The 20,252-nt window shown below is 38.2% G+C and carries 15 protein-coding genes; 7 read left to right on the plus strand and 8 right to left on the minus strand.

Annotation, left to right across the window (positions count from 1 at the left end):
- Positions 1–4: 4 nt before the first annotated feature.
- The 4 genes from G9H60_RS12545 (at position 5) to G9H60_RS12560 (ending at position 5,251) form a co-directional block, all read left to right on the plus strand.
- Complete coding sequence (locus tag G9H60_RS12545) at positions 5–1,231, plus strand: hypothetical protein (RefSeq protein WP_223144401.1); 1,227 nt, start codon at positions 5–7, stop codon at positions 1,229–1,231.
- A gap of 48 nt (positions 1,232–1,279) precedes the next feature.
- Positions 1,280–1,657, plus strand: a complete 378-nt coding sequence (locus G9H60_RS12550; protein WP_223144402.1) for a hypothetical protein — start codon at positions 1,280–1,282, stop codon at positions 1,655–1,657.
- A gap of 64 nt (positions 1,658–1,721) precedes the next feature.
- Positions 1,722–4,094 carry a TonB-dependent receptor gene (locus G9H60_RS12555; RefSeq protein WP_223144403.1) on the plus strand — a complete coding sequence of 791 codons (2,373 nt, stop codon included), beginning with the start codon at positions 1,722–1,724 and terminating at the stop codon, positions 4,092–4,094.
- Between the two features lie 2 nt (positions 4,095–4,096).
- Complete coding sequence (locus tag G9H60_RS12560; RefSeq protein WP_223144404.1) at positions 4,097–5,251, plus strand: hypothetical protein; 1,155 nt, start codon at positions 4,097–4,099, stop codon at positions 5,249–5,251.
- Positions 5,252–5,324: 73 nt separating this feature from the next.
- Here G9H60_RS12560 and G9H60_RS12565 read toward each other — a convergent pair whose 3' ends face one another.
- From G9H60_RS12565 to G9H60_RS12580, 4 genes are all read right to left on the minus strand, one after another.
- Positions 5,325–7,892 carry a TonB-dependent receptor gene (locus tag G9H60_RS12565; protein ID WP_223144405.1) on the minus strand — a complete coding sequence of 856 codons (2,568 nt, stop codon included), beginning with the start codon at positions 7,890–7,892 and terminating at the stop codon, positions 5,325–5,327.
- A 269-nt stretch (positions 7,893–8,161) separates the two neighbouring features.
- Positions 8,162–9,520 (minus strand): neutral/alkaline non-lysosomal ceramidase N-terminal domain-containing protein, encoded by a 1,359-nt coding sequence (locus G9H60_RS12570; RefSeq protein ID WP_223144406.1) that lies wholly within the window; start codon positions 9,518–9,520, stop codon positions 8,162–8,164.
- Positions 9,517–10,860: a hypothetical protein gene (locus G9H60_RS12575; protein ID WP_317197235.1), complete on the minus strand. Its 1,344-nt coding sequence runs from the start codon at positions 10,858–10,860 to the stop codon at positions 9,517–9,519. Before G9H60_RS12575 ends, G9H60_RS12570 begins: the two co-directional genes overlap by 4 nt.
- The gene (locus G9H60_RS12580) at positions 10,823–12,196 is read right to left on the minus strand and encodes a DegT/DnrJ/EryC1/StrS family aminotransferase (protein WP_223144407.1); all 1,374 of its coding nucleotides are present in this window, start codon (positions 12,194–12,196) and stop codon (positions 10,823–10,825) included. The genes G9H60_RS12575 and G9H60_RS12580 overlap by 38 nt, the downstream gene beginning before the upstream one ends.
- 307 nt (positions 12,197–12,503) lie before the next feature.
- Between G9H60_RS12580 and G9H60_RS12585 the strand changes: the two genes are divergently transcribed.
- The 3 genes from G9H60_RS12585 to G9H60_RS12595 are packed head-to-tail and all read left to right on the plus strand — an operon-like array spanning position 12,504 to position 15,570.
- On the plus strand, positions 12,504–13,808 hold the full coding sequence (locus tag G9H60_RS12585; protein ID WP_223144408.1) for a sugar MFS transporter: 1,305 nt from the start codon (positions 12,504–12,506) through the stop codon (positions 13,806–13,808).
- Between the two features lie 16 nt (positions 13,809–13,824).
- Positions 13,825–14,841: a Gfo/Idh/MocA family protein gene (locus G9H60_RS12590; protein WP_223144409.1), complete on the plus strand. Its 1,017-nt coding sequence runs from the start codon at positions 13,825–13,827 to the stop codon at positions 14,839–14,841.
- Between the two features lie 12 nt (positions 14,842–14,853).
- Positions 14,854–15,570, plus strand: coding sequence for a 3-keto-disaccharide hydrolase (locus G9H60_RS12595; protein ID WP_223144410.1), 717 nt, complete (start codon positions 14,854–14,856; stop codon positions 15,568–15,570).
- On the opposite strand, the gene nagA is transcribed toward G9H60_RS12595, so the two are convergent.
- The 4 genes from nagA to G9H60_RS12615 are packed head-to-tail and all read right to left on the minus strand — an operon-like array spanning position 15,565 to position 19,994.
- On the minus strand, positions 15,565–16,758 hold the full coding sequence (gene nagA, locus G9H60_RS12600; RefSeq protein WP_223144411.1) for an N-acetylglucosamine-6-phosphate deacetylase: 1,194 nt from the start codon (positions 16,756–16,758) through the stop codon (positions 15,565–15,567). The two genes, G9H60_RS12595 and nagA, sit on opposite strands and share 6 nt — an antisense overlap.
- Complete coding sequence (locus G9H60_RS12605; RefSeq protein ID WP_262900040.1) at positions 16,758–17,522, minus strand: glucosamine-6-phosphate deaminase; 765 nt, start codon at positions 17,520–17,522, stop codon at positions 16,758–16,760. Before G9H60_RS12605 ends, nagA begins: the two co-directional genes overlap by 1 nt.
- A gap of 11 nt (positions 17,523–17,533) precedes the next feature.
- The gene (locus tag G9H60_RS12610) at positions 17,534–18,646 is read right to left on the minus strand and encodes an acyltransferase family protein (protein WP_223144413.1); all 1,113 of its coding nucleotides are present in this window, start codon (positions 18,644–18,646) and stop codon (positions 17,534–17,536) included.
- A gap of 4 nt (positions 18,647–18,650) precedes the next feature.
- Positions 18,651–19,994, minus strand: a complete 1,344-nt coding sequence (locus G9H60_RS12615) for a Gfo/Idh/MocA family protein (RefSeq protein WP_223144414.1) — start codon at positions 19,992–19,994, stop codon at positions 18,651–18,653.
- Positions 19,995–20,252: the final 258 nt, after the last annotated feature.

Raw genomic sequence — 20,252 nt, forward strand, 5'->3', positions numbered from 1 at the left:
GGGTATGAAAGGGAAGGGAGTCAATTTTTGGGTGCAAATAGCTTTATTTAATCTAGTGGTAGTAGCCATGTTAGGGGTAATGCTGCGCTATAAAATTGCCTTCTCGTTTCCGGTTATTCATCAAAAACACCTACTGCATGGGCACTCCCATTTTGCTTTTTCCGCTTGGGTAAGTCAAATGATCATGACTTTGTTAGCATTTAGTTTGCAAGAAAGAAATCAAGGAAAAGAACCATTTGTATATAAAAATTTACTTGGATGGAACACCTTGGCAGCATTTTTCATGCTATTTGCCTTTGTTTACCAGGGATATGGACCCTTTTCCATCTTTTTCTCCACCCTTAGTACAGCCATCAATTTTTTATTTTGCTTTCGAGTTTGGTCGTTTATGCGCCGTTCTTCATCATCTACCGTAGGGGATTATTATATAAAAGCCAGCATTATTTTTAATGTTCTATCCTCTTTGGGGACCATTTTTTTGGCCTACTTGATGTCCAATAAAATCAATAACCCAGAGAAATACTTAGCCTCGGTATATTACTATTTACATTTTCAATACAATGGCTATTTTATCTTTTCTTGCTTAGGTCTTTTTACCTACTTTTTAGATCAAATAGGGGTGAAAATAGCCCATTCACAACGCGTATTTTGGCTATTTTCAGTAAGCTTACCCTTCGCTTATTTATTGTCCATCATGTGGGCTAAACTGCCCTTCTTCGTGTACATAATATTGGTTATTGCTGCCATCATTCAGTTTATAACCTGGTTTTATTGGCTTTTTCAAGTCAAGAAAAATCAGCACAAAATTTTACAAAAAGTATCAGGTTTGGTCCTTTTTTTATGGATTTTAGCGGCTTTGGCTGCCAGCTTGAAATTTAGTCTGCAATTATTGTCCATTATCCCAAGTCTAAGTGAATATGCTTTTGGATTTAGGCCAGTAGTTATTGCTTACTTGCACTTGGTTCTTTTAGGCGTAATTAGCCTATATGTATTGGGCTATGCCTTGTGGAAAAAGTATATTTATTTTAATCGTTTCTTAGTCGCTGCAGTTGGATTATTTATAGCTGGCATTTTATTCAATGAACTTATTTTAATGTTACAAGGGATGAGTTTTCTGAATTTAGTTCAGATTCCTTATAGTAATGAAATTCTGTTTGGCGTGGCTATTTTAATGTTTTTAGGTACACTTGGAATATGGTTGAGTCAAAAAATGAAACAAAATTTAATCTAGAATTTTCGATGTATATCTACCTGTAAAAGTATAATTTTGCGAATCACCATGAATCGAATCATTGCCATTATTTTACTGCTTGCCATTCAATTGCCTCTGATGAGTCAATGGGCATCTGTGGCATATTTTCAGGTGAATAGGAATTATATCGCTAAAAATTTGTGCGAAAATAGAGATAAGCCAAAATTGAATTGTAATGGACAATGTTATCTGGCTAAAAAATTAAAAGCCGCAGAAGATAAAGAGCAAAAATCGAATTCCCAGCGTTTGGAAAAAATGCCTGAAATTCAATTAGCTTGTCAAGCGTTTTCCCGCTTAACATTCGAAGTTTCGTTATCTGATGTTTCAGAGGATCATTTTCCTGTGGCTTCCATGTCTGTTCAGTCTTCTCTTCATCTGCCTTTTCACCCTCCACGCCATTGCTAATTTCTTGATTTTAAGGCTTGAATAAATTATTCAAGCTTATTTTTCTCATGTAAATTAGTTTAAAATGAAAGCTTTATTCTTAGCGTTTTTTTGCTTGCTGGCTTTAGCAAGTAATGCCCAACAACGTACTTTTAAAATTCTAAATGCCAATACTCAAGAGCCCATTATTGGAGCCTCATTGTCTCATGACAATAAAATCATCGCATTAAGTAGTGAACGAGGAGAGTTTGTTCTACGTTCTCTTCAGTCCTCTGAGGAATATGTAATTTCCTCCTTAGGCTTTCAAGCCTTAAAATTGAAAGGAACAGATTTCAATTCCATCATTCAGTTGGAAGAAGCTTCTACGGATTTAACGGCCGTGCTTGTTACTGCCTCCCGACAAGCCGCGGTTCGAACAGAAACTCCCGTAGCAATCCATAAAATTAGCTCGACTTTATTGCAAGATACCAAAGCCATACAGTTGACAGAAATCATCAATAAAGTACCAGGAGTGGTCATGTTGAACTACAACAATGAACAACATGCCATGGGTATTCGTCAGCCTTTTGGGACTTCCCCCTATTTTTTATACATGGAAGATGGCCTTCCATTGCGTCCGCTAGGTGTATTTAATCATAATGCCCTCATTGAAACCAATTTACAGGGTCTAAATTCTATAGAAGTAATCAAAGGCCCAGCCTCTTCTTTATATGGACCTGAAGCTGTTGGTGGTGCTATTAATCTAATCAGTAAAATGGCCCCGGGTATACCTACCGCATCCATTGGTTTTCAAGCAGATGAATGGGGATATGCAAGAACTCAATTCACAGCAGGTGGCCCATTCAGTAAAAAATGGGCTTTGATGACTGGTGGTTATGTTGCCCGACAAAAAAATGCTTGGGCTTCCAATTCTGATTTTGATAAGTCTTCCATTAATATTCGCTTGGATTACCAGATTTCTCCTCATACCAAATTGTGGTCTTCCTTTGCGTATAACGACTATTTTTCACAAACAGGTGGAAATATTGATAGCTTAGGATATTATTCTAGAAGCTATAAAAGCCCCGCTGATTTTACCTATAGAAGTTCTTTTTCTACTCGCTCAAGAATTACGTTAGAGCATAAAGGATCCAATAATTCATTTTCTAGTTTAACGGCATTTTATCGGGATAATTCGCTGGGACAAAATCCTGCTTATAGCATTGCATGGACCGCACCATCCACAAGTGCTTCTGGCCAAATCAATTCGAATAGTTTTACTAGTATAGGTATCATGGGTCAGCACAGCAGACAGTTCACTTGGCTTGATTCCAAAATCATTCTTGGTTTTCTATTTGATAGATCTCCCAATACCTATTGGGCTTATAAAATCAATTTAACTGCAACCCTTCGACCAGATAAAAAATCCGTTGAGCATTATGAAATCGCTCAGTTATTGCCTACTACATATTTATCTAATTATCAGGCGATTATTTGGAATAAAGCCATTTATGCCCAATGGGATATTCATCCTCTAGAGCAATTACGTATTTCTTTGGGCGGCAGATTGGACGATATGTCATTTGATTATAGCAACTATATGGATCAAAGTACTGGAAATAAGTCATATACCCAGTTCTCACCAAAAATTGGCATGACTTATGAAGCCAATCAACATGTGGGCTTTTATGCCAATTATTCCAAAGGTTTTTCGCCACCAGCTTTGTCGGCAGTATTTAGATTAAGACCTGCTGCGCAAGCAATTTCAACTGGGGAAAAATTTTATTTGAGCATAGATCCAGCTGTTTTTGATAATTACGAAGTGGGAGGATGGGCTTCATTATTTCAATCTAAAGTATTTCTTGACTACTCGATTTATCGTTTAAATGGCCAAAATGAATTGTTAGGTATTCGTCAACCCGATAATTCTACCGATTACCAAAGTGCAGGGAAAACGCTTCATGAAGGAATTGAATATGCCATTTCTTATCGTCCAAACAATCAGTGGAATTTACGATTGGGTGCTACCAATGCTCGCCATATTTTTGTTGATTTTGTTTTAAGTCAAAAAGCAAGTGATGCCTTAAAAAATGTCAATAATAAAGAAATGCCTCAAGCCCCACATTTCATTGCCAATGTTGAAATCAGCTATAAACCCAATTGGGTTAAAGGTGCTCGAGTAGCTTTGGAATGGCAAAGAATTAGTTCATGGTATCAAAATCAAGTGAATACGGTTGCTTACTCCGATGCTGGTTTTGCAGGGCTTCCAGGAGTTTCTGTATTGAATGTACGACTAGCTTATCAATGGAAAGCTTATCAGGTTTTTATGAATGTGATGAATCTGAGTAATGAATTATACGCAAACTCGGCTAGTAGAGGAAATAATGCCCAGGATAAAAGTACTTATACTCCTGCGGCACCTAGAACTATCAATATGGGATTACAAGTGGATATATCTTCATTATTTAAATTGAAATGATTATGAAATTTTCTTTATGTATATCCATGATTTTGTTAACCTACTTGTGTGCAGGGCAACAAATCTCTAGTCCGAATCGACAAGCCATGGACCCTTCTTTTTCGACTAAGTCAGATGGAAGTATTGTGCTCTCTTGGGTAGAGAAACAAGGGGATTCGACGCTGTTTTTTCGAAAAGTTTGGGAAAAGTCTAGCCAAACCTGGTCCGTTAACGAGTTTATACCGATTCATCCACATGCATCAACGCATGCAGAAGGAATGCCCAAATTGTCATATAAGGCAGATGGAACTTGTATTTTATTATTTGAAGTAAATAAACCAAGTGAAAAGTCCCGATTTAGTGGGGACTTATTTTATGCTATGGAAATACAAGGGAATTGGTCTAAAGCACAGACCATTCATCGAGATACGACCGCTGGATTGAGTCATTCTTTTGGCAAGACATTTCCTTTGGCTAATGGACAAGTTGGTGCACTATGGCTGGATGTGAAGTTTGGACCCAAAGGCAGGACATTGGTGTTTGCTGAGACTTCCGACGGAATGGGATTTGGAGAAATGAAGGTTTTGGATAAACAAACCTGTGAATGTTGTCGAATTGATGCATTAGCAGATAAAGACGGCGATATTGATTTGATCTATCGGGATTTGAATGATCAAGGAGAAAGGGATATGGCCTACATCCATTCCAGCGACTTTGGAAAGACATTTTCACAACCTGTTACTTGGATGGCGGATCATTGGCAAGTTAATGCCTGTCCACATGCAGGACCTAGTTTAGTAAGAGGACCACATGGTTTAGAAGCTACATGGTATACAGGTGCCAGTAGCGGTTCCGGAATTAAGTGGGCTTACCAAAATAAAAAAGATTTGATTTTGCATTTGAAAGGAGATAAATACCGACAAGCTCAACTAGCCTCGAATTCAAAAGGAGAGGTGGCTTTGGTCTATGCTCAAATTAAACAAGAAGGTGAGCGTTATTTTAAACAAATTGGTATGTATATCAAGGATAAACAAGGAAAATTAAGGCATCAAATACTTTCTAATCCCTCTGCTGATTGTTCTTATCCTGCCATACAATGGAATGGAAAATCCTGGTTAGTCGCCTTTGAGTCTTGGAAAGGAGAAGAGCGGTTGATTGAAGTAAAAGAGGTAAATTAAGGTTCTATTTCAAATAGAAAGCCCCAGCAATGGCCGGGGCTTTCTTATGTTTATTAGTCTGTTGAATGAAATATTAATAGGTGAATCGAAGCGTGACTCCATAAGTAGCTGGATCGCCCAATACAGCTGCATAATGTCCAGCACTTCCTGCTGCTGGTAATAATTGCTCAAAGTAATCACGATCTAAGATATTTCTTCCCCAAAGTAAAACGGAGAATCCATTAGAAGCACGGAAACCAATTCGACCATTGACCAAGTTATATCCAGCAATGTTTAGGTATTGCGAGGGAGATGCACTTGATGAGAAAGAAGAACGAGCGTAAGTGTCTAGGCCAATGAAATAATTACCTTTTAAGGATAAGAATTTACCCGAATTGATATATTCTCCACTCAAGGAACCAGCCCATTTAGAGATACCAGGTAATTCACCACCTGAAACATCTTTGAATGCGGATGTTCCGCCTGTTTCTTCCAAAGGTACTGGTGCATTTTTGAAAGATACGTAAATACCGTCGGTGTAAGAAAGTGCTCCAGTAAAGGAGAAATGGCTGTTTAGACGGATGCTTCCATCAATTTCAATTCCTTTCACATTTACTTTTTCTGCATTGGCTAAATAACCTCTGTTGACACCCACTTCAGCTGTTTGAACTTGAGTTTGATAATCTTTGATGTCGGTATTATAAATGGTAACATTTAAAGTCGACTGTGCACTTGGCTTAGTTTTTACACCTAATTCATAGTGAGTAACAAATTCCGGATTTACTCGAGCTAGGTCTAAAAGTACGGCTCCATTGGCTGTGGGTAAGCCCCCTAAATTCACACCTACAGGTTTGTAGCTATTGGCAAATGTTCCAAATAAGTTGAATGTTTTGCTTGGTTTATAAGCCAAAGTAACTTGACCGGAAATGTTGTTTTCATTGACACTAAAATTGAAAGCTTGATTCGTATACAAACCATTTTTCAAGGCAATTAAAGCAGGGTCAGAGGTTTGTAATCCACCATAGGTCTCACGTTTGTAATCAACATCTTTTTTGTCGTAGTTGAAACGAATTCCTGGTAATACATGTAGTTTATCTGAAATTTTCCAATCAACTTGGCTAAATACCGCGGCTCCAAGGGTATGTAATATAGAAGTTGTTTTCGTACCAAAACCGTCAAATAAACCAGGTGTTTTCCATAATGCTGAGGTAGAACTTTGGGCAAATCTCCATTGTGCAGAACCAGATTCTTCTGTTTGTACAGGGTCTGAAGTTAAGATTTGATCGATCAAAAATACACCAAACACACCACTTAAACGCTCTGAAAACTGACCAGCATATCTAATCTCTTGTGTCCATTGGTCATGTCTTGAATTTCCTTGTGATTTAGTTAATACAGGTAAACCTATGAAATCACGATCATTGGATGGATCCCAAATCCAATAACGCCAAGCTGAAGTGGAAGTTAAAGTACCTTTTCCAATTTTAGCATCGACGTTGATGGACGCACCACCAAAATCATTATTGACTCTCCAAGGAGAATCTGCGTCAGTAATACGGTCAAATGGATTGGTAGTGGGTAATTTATAGCCTAAATCTGTAATGATGGCATTGAATTGGCGGTATGCGGCACGTTTTGTTGGCACTACACCAGCCACAACAGTCGCATTACCATCTGGCCTTTGACGGGCATTGTCACCTGAAAATGTGATGTTTACATTTTCAGAAGGTGTATATAGCAACTGTGCTCTAAAACCTAGGTTATTCAATGTATTGGTTGGTTTTAAAGTGGTAGTATTGAATACAGTTCCATCTCTCTGAGTTCCAGAAAAGGAAACTCTGGCAGCCAATTTTTTACTGATTGGTCCAGTAACAGATGTTTTTACTTGAATGTAATTTAAGTTACCATAGCTAGCTTCAAAAGTAGCACCCTGAGTAAAACTGGGTGTTCTTGTAGTGATATTGAATGCCCCAGCCGTGGTGTTCTTTCCAAAAAGTGTCCCTTGTGGTCCGCGCAATACTTCAATGCGGTCTACATCCACAAAGTCGATGGCTGTAGCAGCTGGTCTTGCGTAATATACCCCATCTACGTAAAAACCTACACCTGGATCGATACCATCATTGGTTAAGCCAAAAGAAGAACCTAGTCCACGTATGTTTAAGGTTGTGTTTCGACCGTTGGAAGAATATAATTGGACAGATGGGATTAATTCTTTCAACCGATTGGGGTTAAAAGCACCAGCATCTTCAGCTACAGCTCCACGAATCACTGAAATAGGAATGGGAATGTCTTGAATGGATTCTTGTCTCCTTCTGGAAGTCACTACTACATCTGTCAATTCGTTGGTGCTTTCTTCGATAGCTATTTCTACTTTATTGCTGTTGATGATGACCTCTTTCTTTTGGTATCCCACAAATGACACCACTAAAGTAAATGGCAATTTTTGTCCAGTTAAAAGAGAAAATTCTCCATTGGCATCAGTTGATGCGCCGTTGGTTGTTCCTTTGATAACAACAGAAGCTCCAATGATGAAATCATTTGTTTTAGCATCAATGACCTTTCCAGTTACTTTGGCATTAATGGTGGGTTTATCTTGGGCGGATGCTAGGAGAGGCAAAACTAATGCCACTGCTAAAAGTACTAATTTGGAAATTTGTTTCATGGGTTTTTAGAGATGGTTTTTTTTGTAATTAAATCTATGTATTTAGTAGACTATATTGTTTAAAAAAATCTCAGAGTTAAAGTCTGAGGCTTTTGGGTTTGAAAACTTAAATGCAAAGTAAATAGATTATCCTATTTAGTATACTTTTTTAGTATACTAATTTAAAAAGTTCTTTATATTTTTAAAATAAACATAGGAAAAGTTAAAATTGAGCTCGCTTTTTTTGAGGAAACAAGGGATTTGAAACAAAGGAAATGCAGGTTTCAAAGCTATTTTTTAGGGCGAATACCTATGTTTTTCATGACTAAGTGGACTCCTTGCATGATTTTTTCCTCTACGCTATCTTCAAAAGGACCTGGCCAGCCATAATAAATCATACTGGATTCAGCTTCATAACCACCTTCCTTTAATACATTTTTAGAAGGGATATAGCACATCACTTCTTGGCTGTATCCAGACACAAAAATATCATGATGGGCAAATTCTTTTTTAATTCTCAAAGAGTAATCCACCACGACTTCCCCAGCCAACGCTACTATGGTAAACTCCTTACCAATCCGCAGGGCTTGAATAGGGTATAGGTAATGTTGCATATTCCAGCCTTTATTGAAGGCTTCCAACATCAGTTTGGCCCTTCTTTGTTTAAAGACATCATTCCCTACTATTTCTTGTTGGTATTGACTAATCTCTATTTTCTTAAAATCTAATGTAATTTGTTGAGCATCGTATTGAAGAGCATTAGATAGTGGTTTTAACTTTTGTTGAATTAGCTCACTGACTGTTTCAGCTAATTTTTTACCATGTTTTTCAGCCAGCAATAAATTGCCCCTCGGTTCTGGATTTTGGTCACCCGCACATCCTAGCAAAAACATAGCCGTCGCAGTGGGAAACCTTTTCTCCAAGTCAATTTGGGCAAATCCAGCATAATCACCATTGACCAAATAATTGTCACCCTGTACAGTCGTATTATGGCAAGCATATCCCATTAAGATTCCTTTCACATTTCCTTTTAAATCTTCTACCTTGATGACAGGTACGTCATGGTCTATTGGTCCTGCCAAAACTTGTCCTAGTTTCGAAGCAGCTAACTGACGACGATTGATGGCGAAATCTACTTGACCATGTCCGACGGAGAGGCGCATTTTATCTTTATTTGAAATAGATTCTCCTGCTAAATCCACGATCGTTTTAATTAGTCCTAATGTATAGGTGGAAACGGCTTTTTGGTCCTCTAGGCTATAATTAGCAATTCCGCTCAATGCTGGCCAAATCATGGGGCCAGAATGTGTATGAGAAGAATTAATGATTACTTGTTTTTGACTAATTCCATAAGTCTCATGAAGTTGTTGTACAATTCCTTGACTTACTTCCCGACTTAATCCCAATAAATCGGTACTAATAATGAGAGCTTTTTCCTTAGGAGAACTTTCCAAGTAAACAGCTTTTGCCCATAGATTATGGACAACTCCTGTAGCAGGAGTGGTTCTACTTGCATACCCTGATAACCAAATAGGGGGATTGGGGGTGATATTTTTTTTGGCAAAACCAACCAACATTTCTTGTCCACAAATTTCTCCACCTACCAGAGTAAGTAAAAGAATAATAATGCATTGAAACCGAATATTCATTTGGATTTTTGGAAGGGTGAATTGATTTGAATGAGATCACAACGTACTTGATTGTTTCTATTAACTCTCGCCAAGGCATAAACTTGCCCCTCAAAATCAATGGCAATGGAGTTTACATATTGTGGCCAATTTCCATCTGAGTAAAAGATAGGGCCATGATCTTGGTAAAATTGACTTGGAATATGAAAAGTAATTAAATGTAAATTTTCTAGTCCTTTTGCTGCTCCTTTGGCAATTTCCTTTTCACCCTCCAATCGTTTACCATCAATAAAAATGGGACCTCCTGTTAAATAATATAAAGTTTCTCCATCTGGGCCTAACTGAAATCCCAAGTAGCCATAACTAAATTGGTCAAACATGCCAGATTTTTTAGAAGGAAGGGATGTGATTCGGTCAAGTAGTTCAATGCTTCGATGGGTAGGGTCGAATTTGAATAAATAACCAGAATTTCCATGGACACCGTAGGCCACTTGTTCAGGTTCATACCAAATAATTTGTCGCCAATTATATGCCATATTGCCAGGATACTTGGGCTCATATTTTCCGAAATAATCCAAACGAAGATGCAGGTCTTCGATACGTTCGACTTTCATTGAATTTGGGTCAATTTGATAAATATATCCTTCTGAAGTGGAAAAATACGCAATACCTGTTTGAGGATTAACCAAAAGAGAACGGCACAATGAACGGAAATCTCCACCAGGTATTCCAGCCTCGCCATTTCCTGAAACAGAGGGGAATAGGTGTAATTGACGACTTTCTAGCTGAAAATAAAATATTTTCCCTGTTGGCCAGCTAATTCCAAATAAATTCCCTCGCACCATATCCATCACCATGGAAACACATCCTTCACCATTGGGTAGTATACCCAGATCCTCAAATATTCCTGTCTGCAGGTCATAACTTAAAAGATGTCCCCCAGGGTATAAGGTATATCCAGAGGGAGCCTCAATGGGCAAACGATCCATTCCATCAATCACTTGATAATAGCCAATGTGAGTTGAGAAATAAAGTTTTTGCTGGTATTCATAGAAACTTACATGGCTTTTTCCTTGCGGAATATGTTTTTGATTCGACTCTCCACAAATGTCATTCAAATCCGCTAAATGCTTGATTTGATTTGTTTTTGGGTCAAATTCATACATTTGTCCGGCTGATTCCACACTATCAGATGAAAGGATATAATATATTTTCCCATTGGAGGCGAGGGAAAGAGCATTGTAACTGTCATGCGATAACTCAAACTCCGAATTATATGCTGTAGCAAGCAAACTTTGAGGGTGTTCCGACATCATGGATATATTATGGCTGTAATTTCTTTTTAATGGATTCCGCTTCACGATGGATTTTTTGAATGCTTTGAAAAATAAGATCCATATCTTCTTTTGAACCTAAAAGGAGGTTTTGTGTAAACCAGACTGCTTCTTGGCATAATTGATCATTCAGCGGACATTGATTTTGATTCATGTACGTTGAATAAGTTAACTCTTCCTCGGTATATAGCTTTTTGAAGTGTTTGGACTCAAATGCCTCTTGAATGAATACCTGAGTATTTAATGCAGTATAGCCCCCACTGCATGGAACCCCCTCTGCCTGTAAAGCTTGTAAAAAATGAGCCCTACTCAATCCTTTGAATTCGGAAGGATTGTATCGAAAAGGGAATAGGTGAAATGCTGCTCTGGTAACGGATGGGTACAATTGGTAGGGGAGTATTCCCGGTATATTTTTTAGCAAAGAAGATAAATATGCTGCTCTTTCATTGCGTACCTGCGTCTGGGATTCTAGTCTAGCTAATTGAGCCAAACCAATTGCCGCTTGATATTCGGTGAAACGTACTTTTGTTCCTTGCATAAAACTACCCGAATTTATGGAACCTGTTGCTATTCCAAAGGGTAAACCTAAATTATGGAATGAATAGCAGCGGTCCATGAATCCATGATCATTGCTGACAATAGCTCCTCCTTCACCAATAGCAATATTTTTAGAATTTTGAAAGCTAAAACAACCAGCAAGCCCAAAACTGCCAATTTGTTGATGGTTTATTTCTGCCAATGGGGCCTGGCAAGCATCTTCAATGACAATTAATTGATGTTTTTTGGCTATTTCCAATAGGTGAACCATGTCACAAGGCAAACCTAAAATATGGACTGCTAATATCGCTTTGGTGCGCTTGCTGATTTTAGCCTCAACTTTAAGCGTATCCATTTGAAAAGTTTCAGGATTAATATCCACAAAGACAGGAATACAACCATTGGCCAAAATAGCTTGAATGCTCGCCACAAAAGTATAGGGCGTAACAAGAATTTCATCCCCTGGTCCTAAGTGAGCTTGATTTATGGCGACAGTGAGAGCCTGTGTTCCATTAACTACCGTCAAGCATCTGCTAGTTCCAATGGTCTTTGCCCATTCTTTTTCAAAAAGATTCACTGTTTGGGCCCTCGACCAAACTCCACTGCGCATGACTTCCAATAATATTTTTTCGTCATTCTCCTTATCCCAAATGGGCCATTTTACCCAATTTTCGGCTTTGAAAGTTGATTTTCCTCCTAAAATAGCTGGAATTTGTTGGTTCGAAGATCGAGGAGGGAATCCTTTTTTTTGCCAGGAAGGTATCACAGCGGCAGCACTCAAAATTCCTGATTGCATCAGAAATTGACGTCTTTTAGCAGATTTCATTGTATTAAATAGGTTGTTGTCAGCAAGATAAATGAATAATTATATAATTTCTATGCTTTATGAATAATTGAAAAAGGGCGGTTAGAAAGATTTTCAGGAAAAGGGCCTTTCTATTTCATTTGGTATGTAAATAGAAACTTCCCAAGGGCACATTGGTATGTTCTATTTTTTCTTAGCCAAGCGAGCACATTAAACAGGTTTGATATTCTTAAGAATTCATTTAAATTAGAACATTAAAAACCTATTTAAATCAACGTTGGAGTAATTTCATTCGTGAATATTTATCCATCTACATCCATCAAACATTATGAATAAAGCGGTTTCCGTATCTGCTTTGAGTAGGAGAGATACCCAGATATCCATCCTGATTATTGGATTCATGTTTTTTATCTTTGGTTTTGTTTCCTGGGTAAATGCCATATTGATTCCTTATTTTAAAATTGGCTGTGAATTGAGCAATTTTCAAGCCTATTTTGTCACCTTTGCCTTTTATATCTCATATTTCGTGATGTCGGTACCAGCTTCATTTTTATTGAAGAAAGTTGGTTTCAAACGTGGAATGATGTTGGGTTTTTGGTTGATGTCTCTTGGGGCATTCATTTTTTTACCTGCATCCATGACCCGGACTTACCCCATTTTTTTACTAGGTTTATTTACTTTGGGTGCGGGTTTAGCCATCTTGCAAACCGCCGCCAATCCATATATTACGGTATTGGGTCCTCAAGAAAGTGCCGCCCAACGCATTTCCATCATGGGGATTTTCAATAAAGGAGCAGGAGTATTGGCGCCTTTGGTTTTTGCTGCCGTGATTTTGAAAGCTACAGATAGTGATTTGTTTAAAAACTTAGCTTCCATGTCAGGAGAAGCCCGAAATGCAGCATTGGATGAATTGGTTGGTCGGGTAACCATTCCTTATGCCATTGTTGGTACGGTTTTATTTCTGTTAGGTTTGCTTGTTCGGTTTTCACCTTTACCCGAAATAGATACAGACTCCGAGTCAGACGAACTAGCCTTAGCCAATTCCGGAAAAACCAGTATATTCCAATTTCCTCATCTCATCTTGGGGGCAATAGCCATTTTTCTACATGTGGGGACTCAGGTGATTGCCATTGATACCATCATAGGTTATGCGGGTTCCATGAATATTCAATTATTAGAAGCTAAAGTTTTTCCATCTTACACTTTATTGGCTACGATTGCGGGCTATATTTTGGGAATTATATGTATTCCAAAATTCATTTCACAAGTAAATGCTTTTCGGGTCTGTACCATATTGGGAACACTGTTCACCTTGGGTATCATATTTGGGCAAGGTGAGGTTCAATTTTTAGGGCATCAAGTGGATATTTCCATTTGTTTTGTGGTCCTTTTGGGTTTAGCTAATTCCTTAATTTGGGCAGGTATTTGGCCATTAGCTCTGGATGGTTTAGGAAAATTCACCAAATTAGGAGCCTCCATTTTGATTATGGGATTGTGCGGAAATGCTATAATGCCTTTGTTTTATGGATATTTGGCAGACTTGTATGATTTACGATCTGCTTACTGGGTACTATTCCCTTGCTACCTATATCTCGTATTTTATTCCGTTTATGGCCATAAAATCAGAAGATAAAACCATTAACCTTACTATGAAAAAATCTACTCAATCCAGAAGACTATTTTTACAACAAAGCTCAATGGCCGGATTAGCCCTAGTAAGTGCTAATTCATGGGCTAGTTCCACATCTTTTATCCAAGCAGAACCTGGAAAAAGGATAGGTATCATTGGTCTTGATACCTCCCATGCCACGGCATTTACCAAAGCTTTGAATGCCCCAGATGCCAGTCAATATGCGGGCTATAAAATAGTAGCTGCCTATCCAAGAGGAAGTAAAGATATCTTATCCAGTACCGAACGAATTCCAGCTTATACGGCAGAAGTTCAGAAATTTGGTGTGGAAATAGTGAATTCTGTTCAAGAATTATTGACCAAAGTGGATGTGGTCATGTTGGAAACCAATGATGGTCGATTGCATTTGGAACAAGCTTTAGAAGTGTTTAAAGCTGGGAAAAGAATGTTTATTGATAAACCCATATCCGCTTCTTTGAAAGATGCAGAAGCCATATTTGCAGCTTCAGAGAAATATAATGTACCTATATTTTCTGCCTCCTCTTTACGTTTTTCTCCGAGTGCACAAGAAATTAGAGCAGGTAAAGTTGGGAAGGTGATAGGGGCAGATGCGTATAGTCCTATGAAAATTGAAAAGACGCATCCTGATTTGTTTTGGTATGGCATACATGGAGTGGAAACCCTTTTTACCATGATGGGTACGGGTTGTAAACAAGTAAATCGCTACATGAATGAAGAACAAGAAGTCGTGGTAGGAGTATGGAATGATGGGAGAATTGGGACATTCCGAGGATTGAAAAATGGAAAACAAGAATATGGTGGTACTGCTTTTGGATCTAATTCCGTAGTTCATTTAGGGCCTTATGGTGGATATGATCCTTTATTGGTCAAGATTATTGAGTTTTTCCAAACAGGTATTCCTCCTGTTTCCAAAGAAGAAACCTTGGAGATTTTTGCTTTTATGGAAGCAGCAGACGTCAGCAAAAATAGAAAGGGCGCTAGTGTGAATTTGGCCGATATGTATTCTAAAAAATAAACCTCTTTAATTATGAAAATTTTATATAGTTTATTGATTGTTAGTTTCTTATGTTCCTGTTCAAGAGAAAATGTATTAACTAAAAGTGAAAAGTCAGCAGGGTTTACATTGCTCTTTGATGGTAAAAGTACCCAAGGTTGGCGCGGGGCATTCATGAATGAATTTCCTAAGAAAGGTTGGGTGATTCGAGATGGAGCCTTGTTTGGAGAACTTAGTGATGGGGGAGAAGCAGCCGATGGTGGAGATATTGTTAGTTTGAAAAAGTACAAGAACTTCGATTTACGATTTGATTGGAAATTGGGCAAATTAGGTAATTCTGGAGTGAAGTATTTGGTCGAGGAAAAACTGCCCAAAGCCACAGGTGGTTCACAACCAGGATATGAATATCAATTGATAGATGATGCGGATTTTATTTACAACGATAAACACTTACCTGCTGAAATTAAAACGGGTTCCTTGTACCAAATAGCGGCAGCCCAAAAACCAGATGTGAACATAGCTGTTTGGCATACTTCCAGAATCGTATTCAATAATGATCAGATTGAACATTATTTGGATGGAAAACTAATAGTTTCCATCAATCGTAAATCCAAGGCATTTATGGATGGTTATCAACAAAGCAAGTTCAAATCATTCCCGAATTATCCAACTATTCAAGAAGGCCATATCTTATTACAAGATCATGGACATAATGTAGCCTTCAAAAATATTAAGATTAAGGAATTATAAACTGTACACAATTCGGCCATTGACCATGGTCATTTGGATGTTGATATCCTGATCAAAAATAAGGATATCAGCATCTTTTCCTTTCGTTAAACTTCCTTTTTGATGGTCTATTTTCATGATTCTGGCCGGTACATCTGAAATCATCTGAATAATTTCTAACAAAGGTGCATCCGTTTTTTGGAGCATGGTTCGCACCAAGCGGTCTGTGGTAGCCACACTGCCAGCAAAGGCACTACGGTCGGGTAATTTGGCAACGCCATCTTCAACAATAACAGCCAGTCCTTTGTCTTTATGGCCCAAAATTGAATTTTCAGTCGCTAAGCCAGCGGCTCGCATAGCATCTGTAATCAAAGCTGTTTTTTTAGCTCCTTTGATTTTATACACTAGCCTCAAAAGGGCTGAGGGTAAGTGGACGCCGTCGGCAATGATTTCTACATCCATATCATCAATCAAATAACCTGCTTCTACGGCTCCCGCATATCGAAATGCATTTTTTCTAGTGACACCGGACATGGCGGAATAAAAATGCGTAGCCAAACTATATCCATGGTCAAATGCTTTTTCTACTTCTTCATAAATAGCATCGGTATGGGCTAATGCCACTAGAACTCCTTTTGAGCTCACATAATCACCAAATTCTATAGCTCCAGGTAATTCAGGAGCTGCTGACCAACGTTTGATGCAATCGTAATTTTCTAAAATAAATTGATATTCTTCAGGATCCGGATTTCGGATGTATTTTGGGTCTTGAGCTCCTCGCTGACTTAATGCAAAATACGGACCCTCTAAGTGCAAACCGATAAAACTCGCTCCTTCGGTATTCAATAAGTTGGCTTTTTGGTATGCCTCCAAAGTCAGGATCAAATCCTCTTTCTCACTGGTTAGTGTTGTCGGCAACATCGCTGTGGTACCATAGCGAGCATGCGTCTTTGCAATTTCCAAAAATGCCTCCACTGTTCCATCCATGAAATCATGACCACCTCCACCATGTATGTGTATGTCAATAAAGCCAGGCGAGATATAGTGTCCATGCGCATTAATTTCAATGGCCCCAGGAATATCAATATCTCTAGCTGACACTTCTATTATCTTACCATTTTCTACCAATACGCAAGCATCATCAAGGATTTTGTCTTGTAAAATGACAGCCCCATGATGGATTTTATATCGGTGTATATTCGCTTCCATTAGGCGTTAAAGGCTTGTTTTTTAAAATTAGCAGAAAGTAATTCAGCAGATTGCTGATCCAAAAACATGGAACAATCTGCATGTTTTTGAAGAATACTCGCAGGGTACCAAGGACTAACTTCATTTTCTAAACAATTTTTTACAGCCTCAGCTTTTCTGTAGTCAGGAACGGAACAAATAATTTTTTTGGAAGCCATGATATGCTGAATCGACATGCTAATGGCTTGCTTAGGCACATCCTCCAAACTTGGAAACCATCCTTCACCCATTTGTTGCATGCGACATGCTTCGTCCAATTGGACCACGATATAGGGATCTTTGGTTTCAAAATTGGCGGGTGGATCATTGAACGCTAAATGCCCATTTTCACCAATTCCTACAAGGGCCACATCGATAGGGTGCTGTAAGATTATTGAATTAAGTCGCTGACATTCAGCTAAGGCATCCTCTTCTCCATTAATAAGATTAACTGATTTCAAGGCTGGGACCAATTGTATAAATCGCTCTTTTAAATATTTTCTAAAACTTGCTGGATGAGAGTCTTTCAATCCGATGTATTCATCTAGATGAAACAATACGACTTTGCTCCAATCAATGTCCTTTTCTTGAATCAATTGATTCAAGGTTTCGAATTGACTGGTACCAGTAGCTAAAATGATATTCGCTTGACCTTTGGATTGAATGGCCTGTTTGATATGTTCAGCAGCTAAACTGCCAGAGGATTGTCCTAACTGTGTAGGATCAGTAAAAATATGTAGTTTCAAGGTAATAGGCTTTAGACGCGTAAAAAGACCTTTTTTTCGTAAAGGAATCTTAAAAATACCCATTTAATTAGGATCACACAAATCACAGAGATGATAACTGAATAGCTTTCTCCGCAAATGTGAAATAACCAGTTTAATAGGGCATTGTTGGTATAATCCCAGTCGATAAAATGACCAGATAAATAAATCAGAATGGAATTCATTCCAATCACTTGAAAGAAAAAGGCCCATTTTTGGTAGCCTTTGACATCGATGATATAATAGAATAAAGCTAATAATAGTAAGCTTAAGCCTGTGGTTTGGAGTACAAAAGAACTAGACCACATATTCTTATTAATTGGGAAATCTAAGTTCCAAATTTGAGCTAAAACAGGAGAAATCACTCCAGTATATATCATCCATTTGACTTTTTCTATGGCTTGAAATTTATCATTCTTGAGGAATATTCCCGTTATGATTCCAGCTAGGGCCGTACTGATAGCAGGAATATTGTTGAAAAAACCTACTGTATCATGTATTCCACGGGAAAGTCGACCCGGTAAAATACTTCGATCTACATACGATGCAAAATTTCCCTGCTCGGTTAAGTCACCCATCGGAAAACCTGGAGCTGAAGTGAATTTGAGGATGAGCCAATAACCGATGAGTAAAGCTCCAAACCAGATAATTTGAGCTTTTTCTTTGGTATACAAATAGATAATATTAGCCAGCATATAGGCTATACCAATTCTCCCTAATACGCTGGAAAAACGAATTTCTGCTATTGGTTTTATTTCTAATCCTTCATTATAAATGATTCCTAAGATAACAAGTGTAAATCCTCTTTGAAGCACTTTTTTCAGGACTTCCGACTTGCTTTTGCCTTGTTCCAAGGATCGGCCAATGGAAAATGGGGTTGAAACACCAGCTAAAAAGATAAATAAGGGGAAAATTAAATCATAGATTCGGAATCCATCCCATTTAACATGTTTAAATTGATGAGCTAGTCCTTGCCAAAAGGGAGATTGGGTATGTTCCGCTATTTTATGGATTAATTCATCTGCCCCCATGATCCAAAACATGTCGAAACCTCTCAGCGCATCCAATGAATGTAAACGCTGGCTTATAAACCTGTCAGTAGCCATTTGATTAGATTTTAGGTTCCCAACCTTTTTCATAAGTTCTGCTCCAAAACTTCATAGCTTCCTTATCGTTAAGAATATGGCCATTTTGAGGATCAATTTGAAGGCTACGGCCAATGCGCTGGGAAATATTTCCTAATTGAACCAATAAGGTACTTTGGTGTCCGCTCAAAATATCTGAATTGACCGCCGTCCCCTTTTTTATGCCATCAAATAAGTTTTGAATATGTAATGCATCAAGATTTGATGCAGGGTCTGCCAAATTGCGAGCATCAACGGCAAAGTCGTTTTTTACTTCCTTCACCAAGTTATTTTTTAGGTCAAAGATTTTATATGAATTTCCACTTTCAATTAGCATAGAACCTTGTTCAGCATAAAAAATAACGCCTACACTTTGACTTTCTACGGATTTACCATTACAGCTACGACCTTCCCAAGTAATGAGGGATTTGTTTTCAAATTCCAGATTAATCATTTGGGTATCAGGAGTTTCCCAATCATCTTGGTAACGGTATCTGCCACCATTGGAACTAACCTTAGTGGGGTAATGCACATTTAAGCCCCAACGAGCTAAGTCGACCATGTGTGTACCATTATTCAAGGCTTCCCCTGTTCCCCAATGCCAAAACCAATGCCAGTTGTAATGAATTAGATTGTCTTTGAAAGCTTTCCTTGGCGCTGGACCTTGCCATAAATCATAGTTTAACCAAGATGGAACGGCAGTTTCTTTCCCAACACCGATCGACGCACGATTATTGGTATACCATGTTTTGGCATAATAGGGTTTACCAATTATTCCTGAATGCAATTCCGCTATTGCAGCTGCTACATTGGGCCAAGATCTACGCTGGTTTCCCATTTGTAATATTCGCTTATGTTTGGCTGCGGCTTTTACCAAAAGTTCACCTTCATTTGGATTATGAGAGCAGGGTTTTTCCAAATAGACATGTTTACCAGCTGAGCAAGCTAATATGGCGGCTGGTGCATGCCAATGGTCTGGTGCTGTCACGATTAGTACATCGACATCCTTATCTTCCAAGGCATTTCGGAAGTCGGGCGTAGCTTTAGGACGTTTATTTTGTATTTTTTCAATGGCATTAATGCATATATCAGCTGCACGAGTATCTACATCACTAACATGTAAAACTTCGCAGTTTTTTTGTGCGGCAAAATTCTTGCCAACAGCTAGTCCTCGACTGTTTACACCCATACAGGCCACGGTAATTTTTTCGTTGGCACCTAGAATATGTCCGTAACTTTTAGCTGAAAAGCTAGGAAGAATTCCACCAAGGGATAAAACGGCTGCTCCTGTAGAGGCCTTTTTAATGAAGTTTCTGCGCGAATTTTTCATTATTTTGAGTTAAAATAGGTTTATTTGCTTAATCGAGAGTTAGTTAAGCTCTTTCAAAGTTATTGATTGCATTCATTTTTGCAAGCCTGAGTTGGAATGAAGAATGAAGAATGTAGAATGGAGAAGCAATCAATTTGTCAATGCCTGAAATAGGTTGACCGTTTAAAAGTAAAATTTTAAACTTAAAATCTATTAATTATGGCCAACAAAAAGTTGTATCTTCAAAGTGTGTCACAAAGACGTCTTCGTCATTTTAGT

Source organism: Aquirufa aurantiipilula (genome assembly GCF_019923745.1).
Classification (GTDB): Bacteria; Bacteroidota; Bacteroidia; order Cytophagales; family Spirosomataceae; genus Aquirufa; species Aquirufa aurantiipilula.

What these genes read in the sequence shown, in the direction of transcription:
- G9H60_RS12545 (WP_223144401.1), top strand. Translation starts at nt 5, where the DNA reads ATGAAAGGGAAGGGAGTCAATTTTTGGGTGCAAATAGCTTTATTTAAT.
- G9H60_RS12550 (WP_223144402.1), top strand. Translation starts at nt 1,280, where the DNA reads ATGAATCGAATCATTGCCATTATTTTACTGCTTGCCATTCAATTGCCT.
- G9H60_RS12555 (WP_223144403.1), top strand. Translation starts at nt 1,722, where the DNA reads ATGAAAGCTTTATTCTTAGCGTTTTTTTGCTTGCTGGCTTTAGCAAGT.
- G9H60_RS12560 (WP_223144404.1), top strand. Translation starts at nt 4,097, where the DNA reads ATGAAATTTTCTTTATGTATATCCATGATTTTGTTAACCTACTTGTGT.
- G9H60_RS12565 (WP_223144405.1), bottom strand. Translation starts at nt 7,892, where the DNA reads ATGAAACAAATTTCCAAATTAGTACTTTTAGCAGTGGCATTAGTTTTG.
- G9H60_RS12570 (WP_223144406.1), bottom strand. Translation starts at nt 9,520, where the DNA reads ATGAATATTCGGTTTCAATGCATTATTATTCTTTTACTTACTCTGGTA.
- G9H60_RS12580 (WP_223144407.1), bottom strand. Translation starts at nt 12,196, where the DNA reads ATGAAATCTGCTAAAAGACGTCAATTTCTGATGCAATCAGGAATTTTG.
- G9H60_RS12585 (WP_223144408.1), top strand. Translation starts at nt 12,504, where the DNA reads ATGAATAAAGCGGTTTCCGTATCTGCTTTGAGTAGGAGAGATACCCAG.
- G9H60_RS12590 (WP_223144409.1), top strand. Translation starts at nt 13,825, where the DNA reads ATGAAAAAATCTACTCAATCCAGAAGACTATTTTTACAACAAAGCTCA.
- G9H60_RS12595 (WP_223144410.1), top strand. Translation starts at nt 14,854, where the DNA reads ATGAAAATTTTATATAGTTTATTGATTGTTAGTTTCTTATGTTCCTGT.
- nagA (WP_223144411.1), bottom strand. Translation starts at nt 16,758, where the DNA reads ATGGAAGCGAATATACACCGATATAAAATCCATCATGGGGCTGTCATT.
- G9H60_RS12610 (WP_223144413.1), bottom strand. Translation starts at nt 18,646, where the DNA reads ATGGCTACTGACAGGTTTATAAGCCAGCGTTTACATTCATTGGATGCG.
- G9H60_RS12615 (WP_223144414.1), bottom strand. Translation starts at nt 19,994, where the DNA reads ATGAAAAATTCGCGCAGAAACTTCATTAAAAAGGCCTCTACAGGAGCA.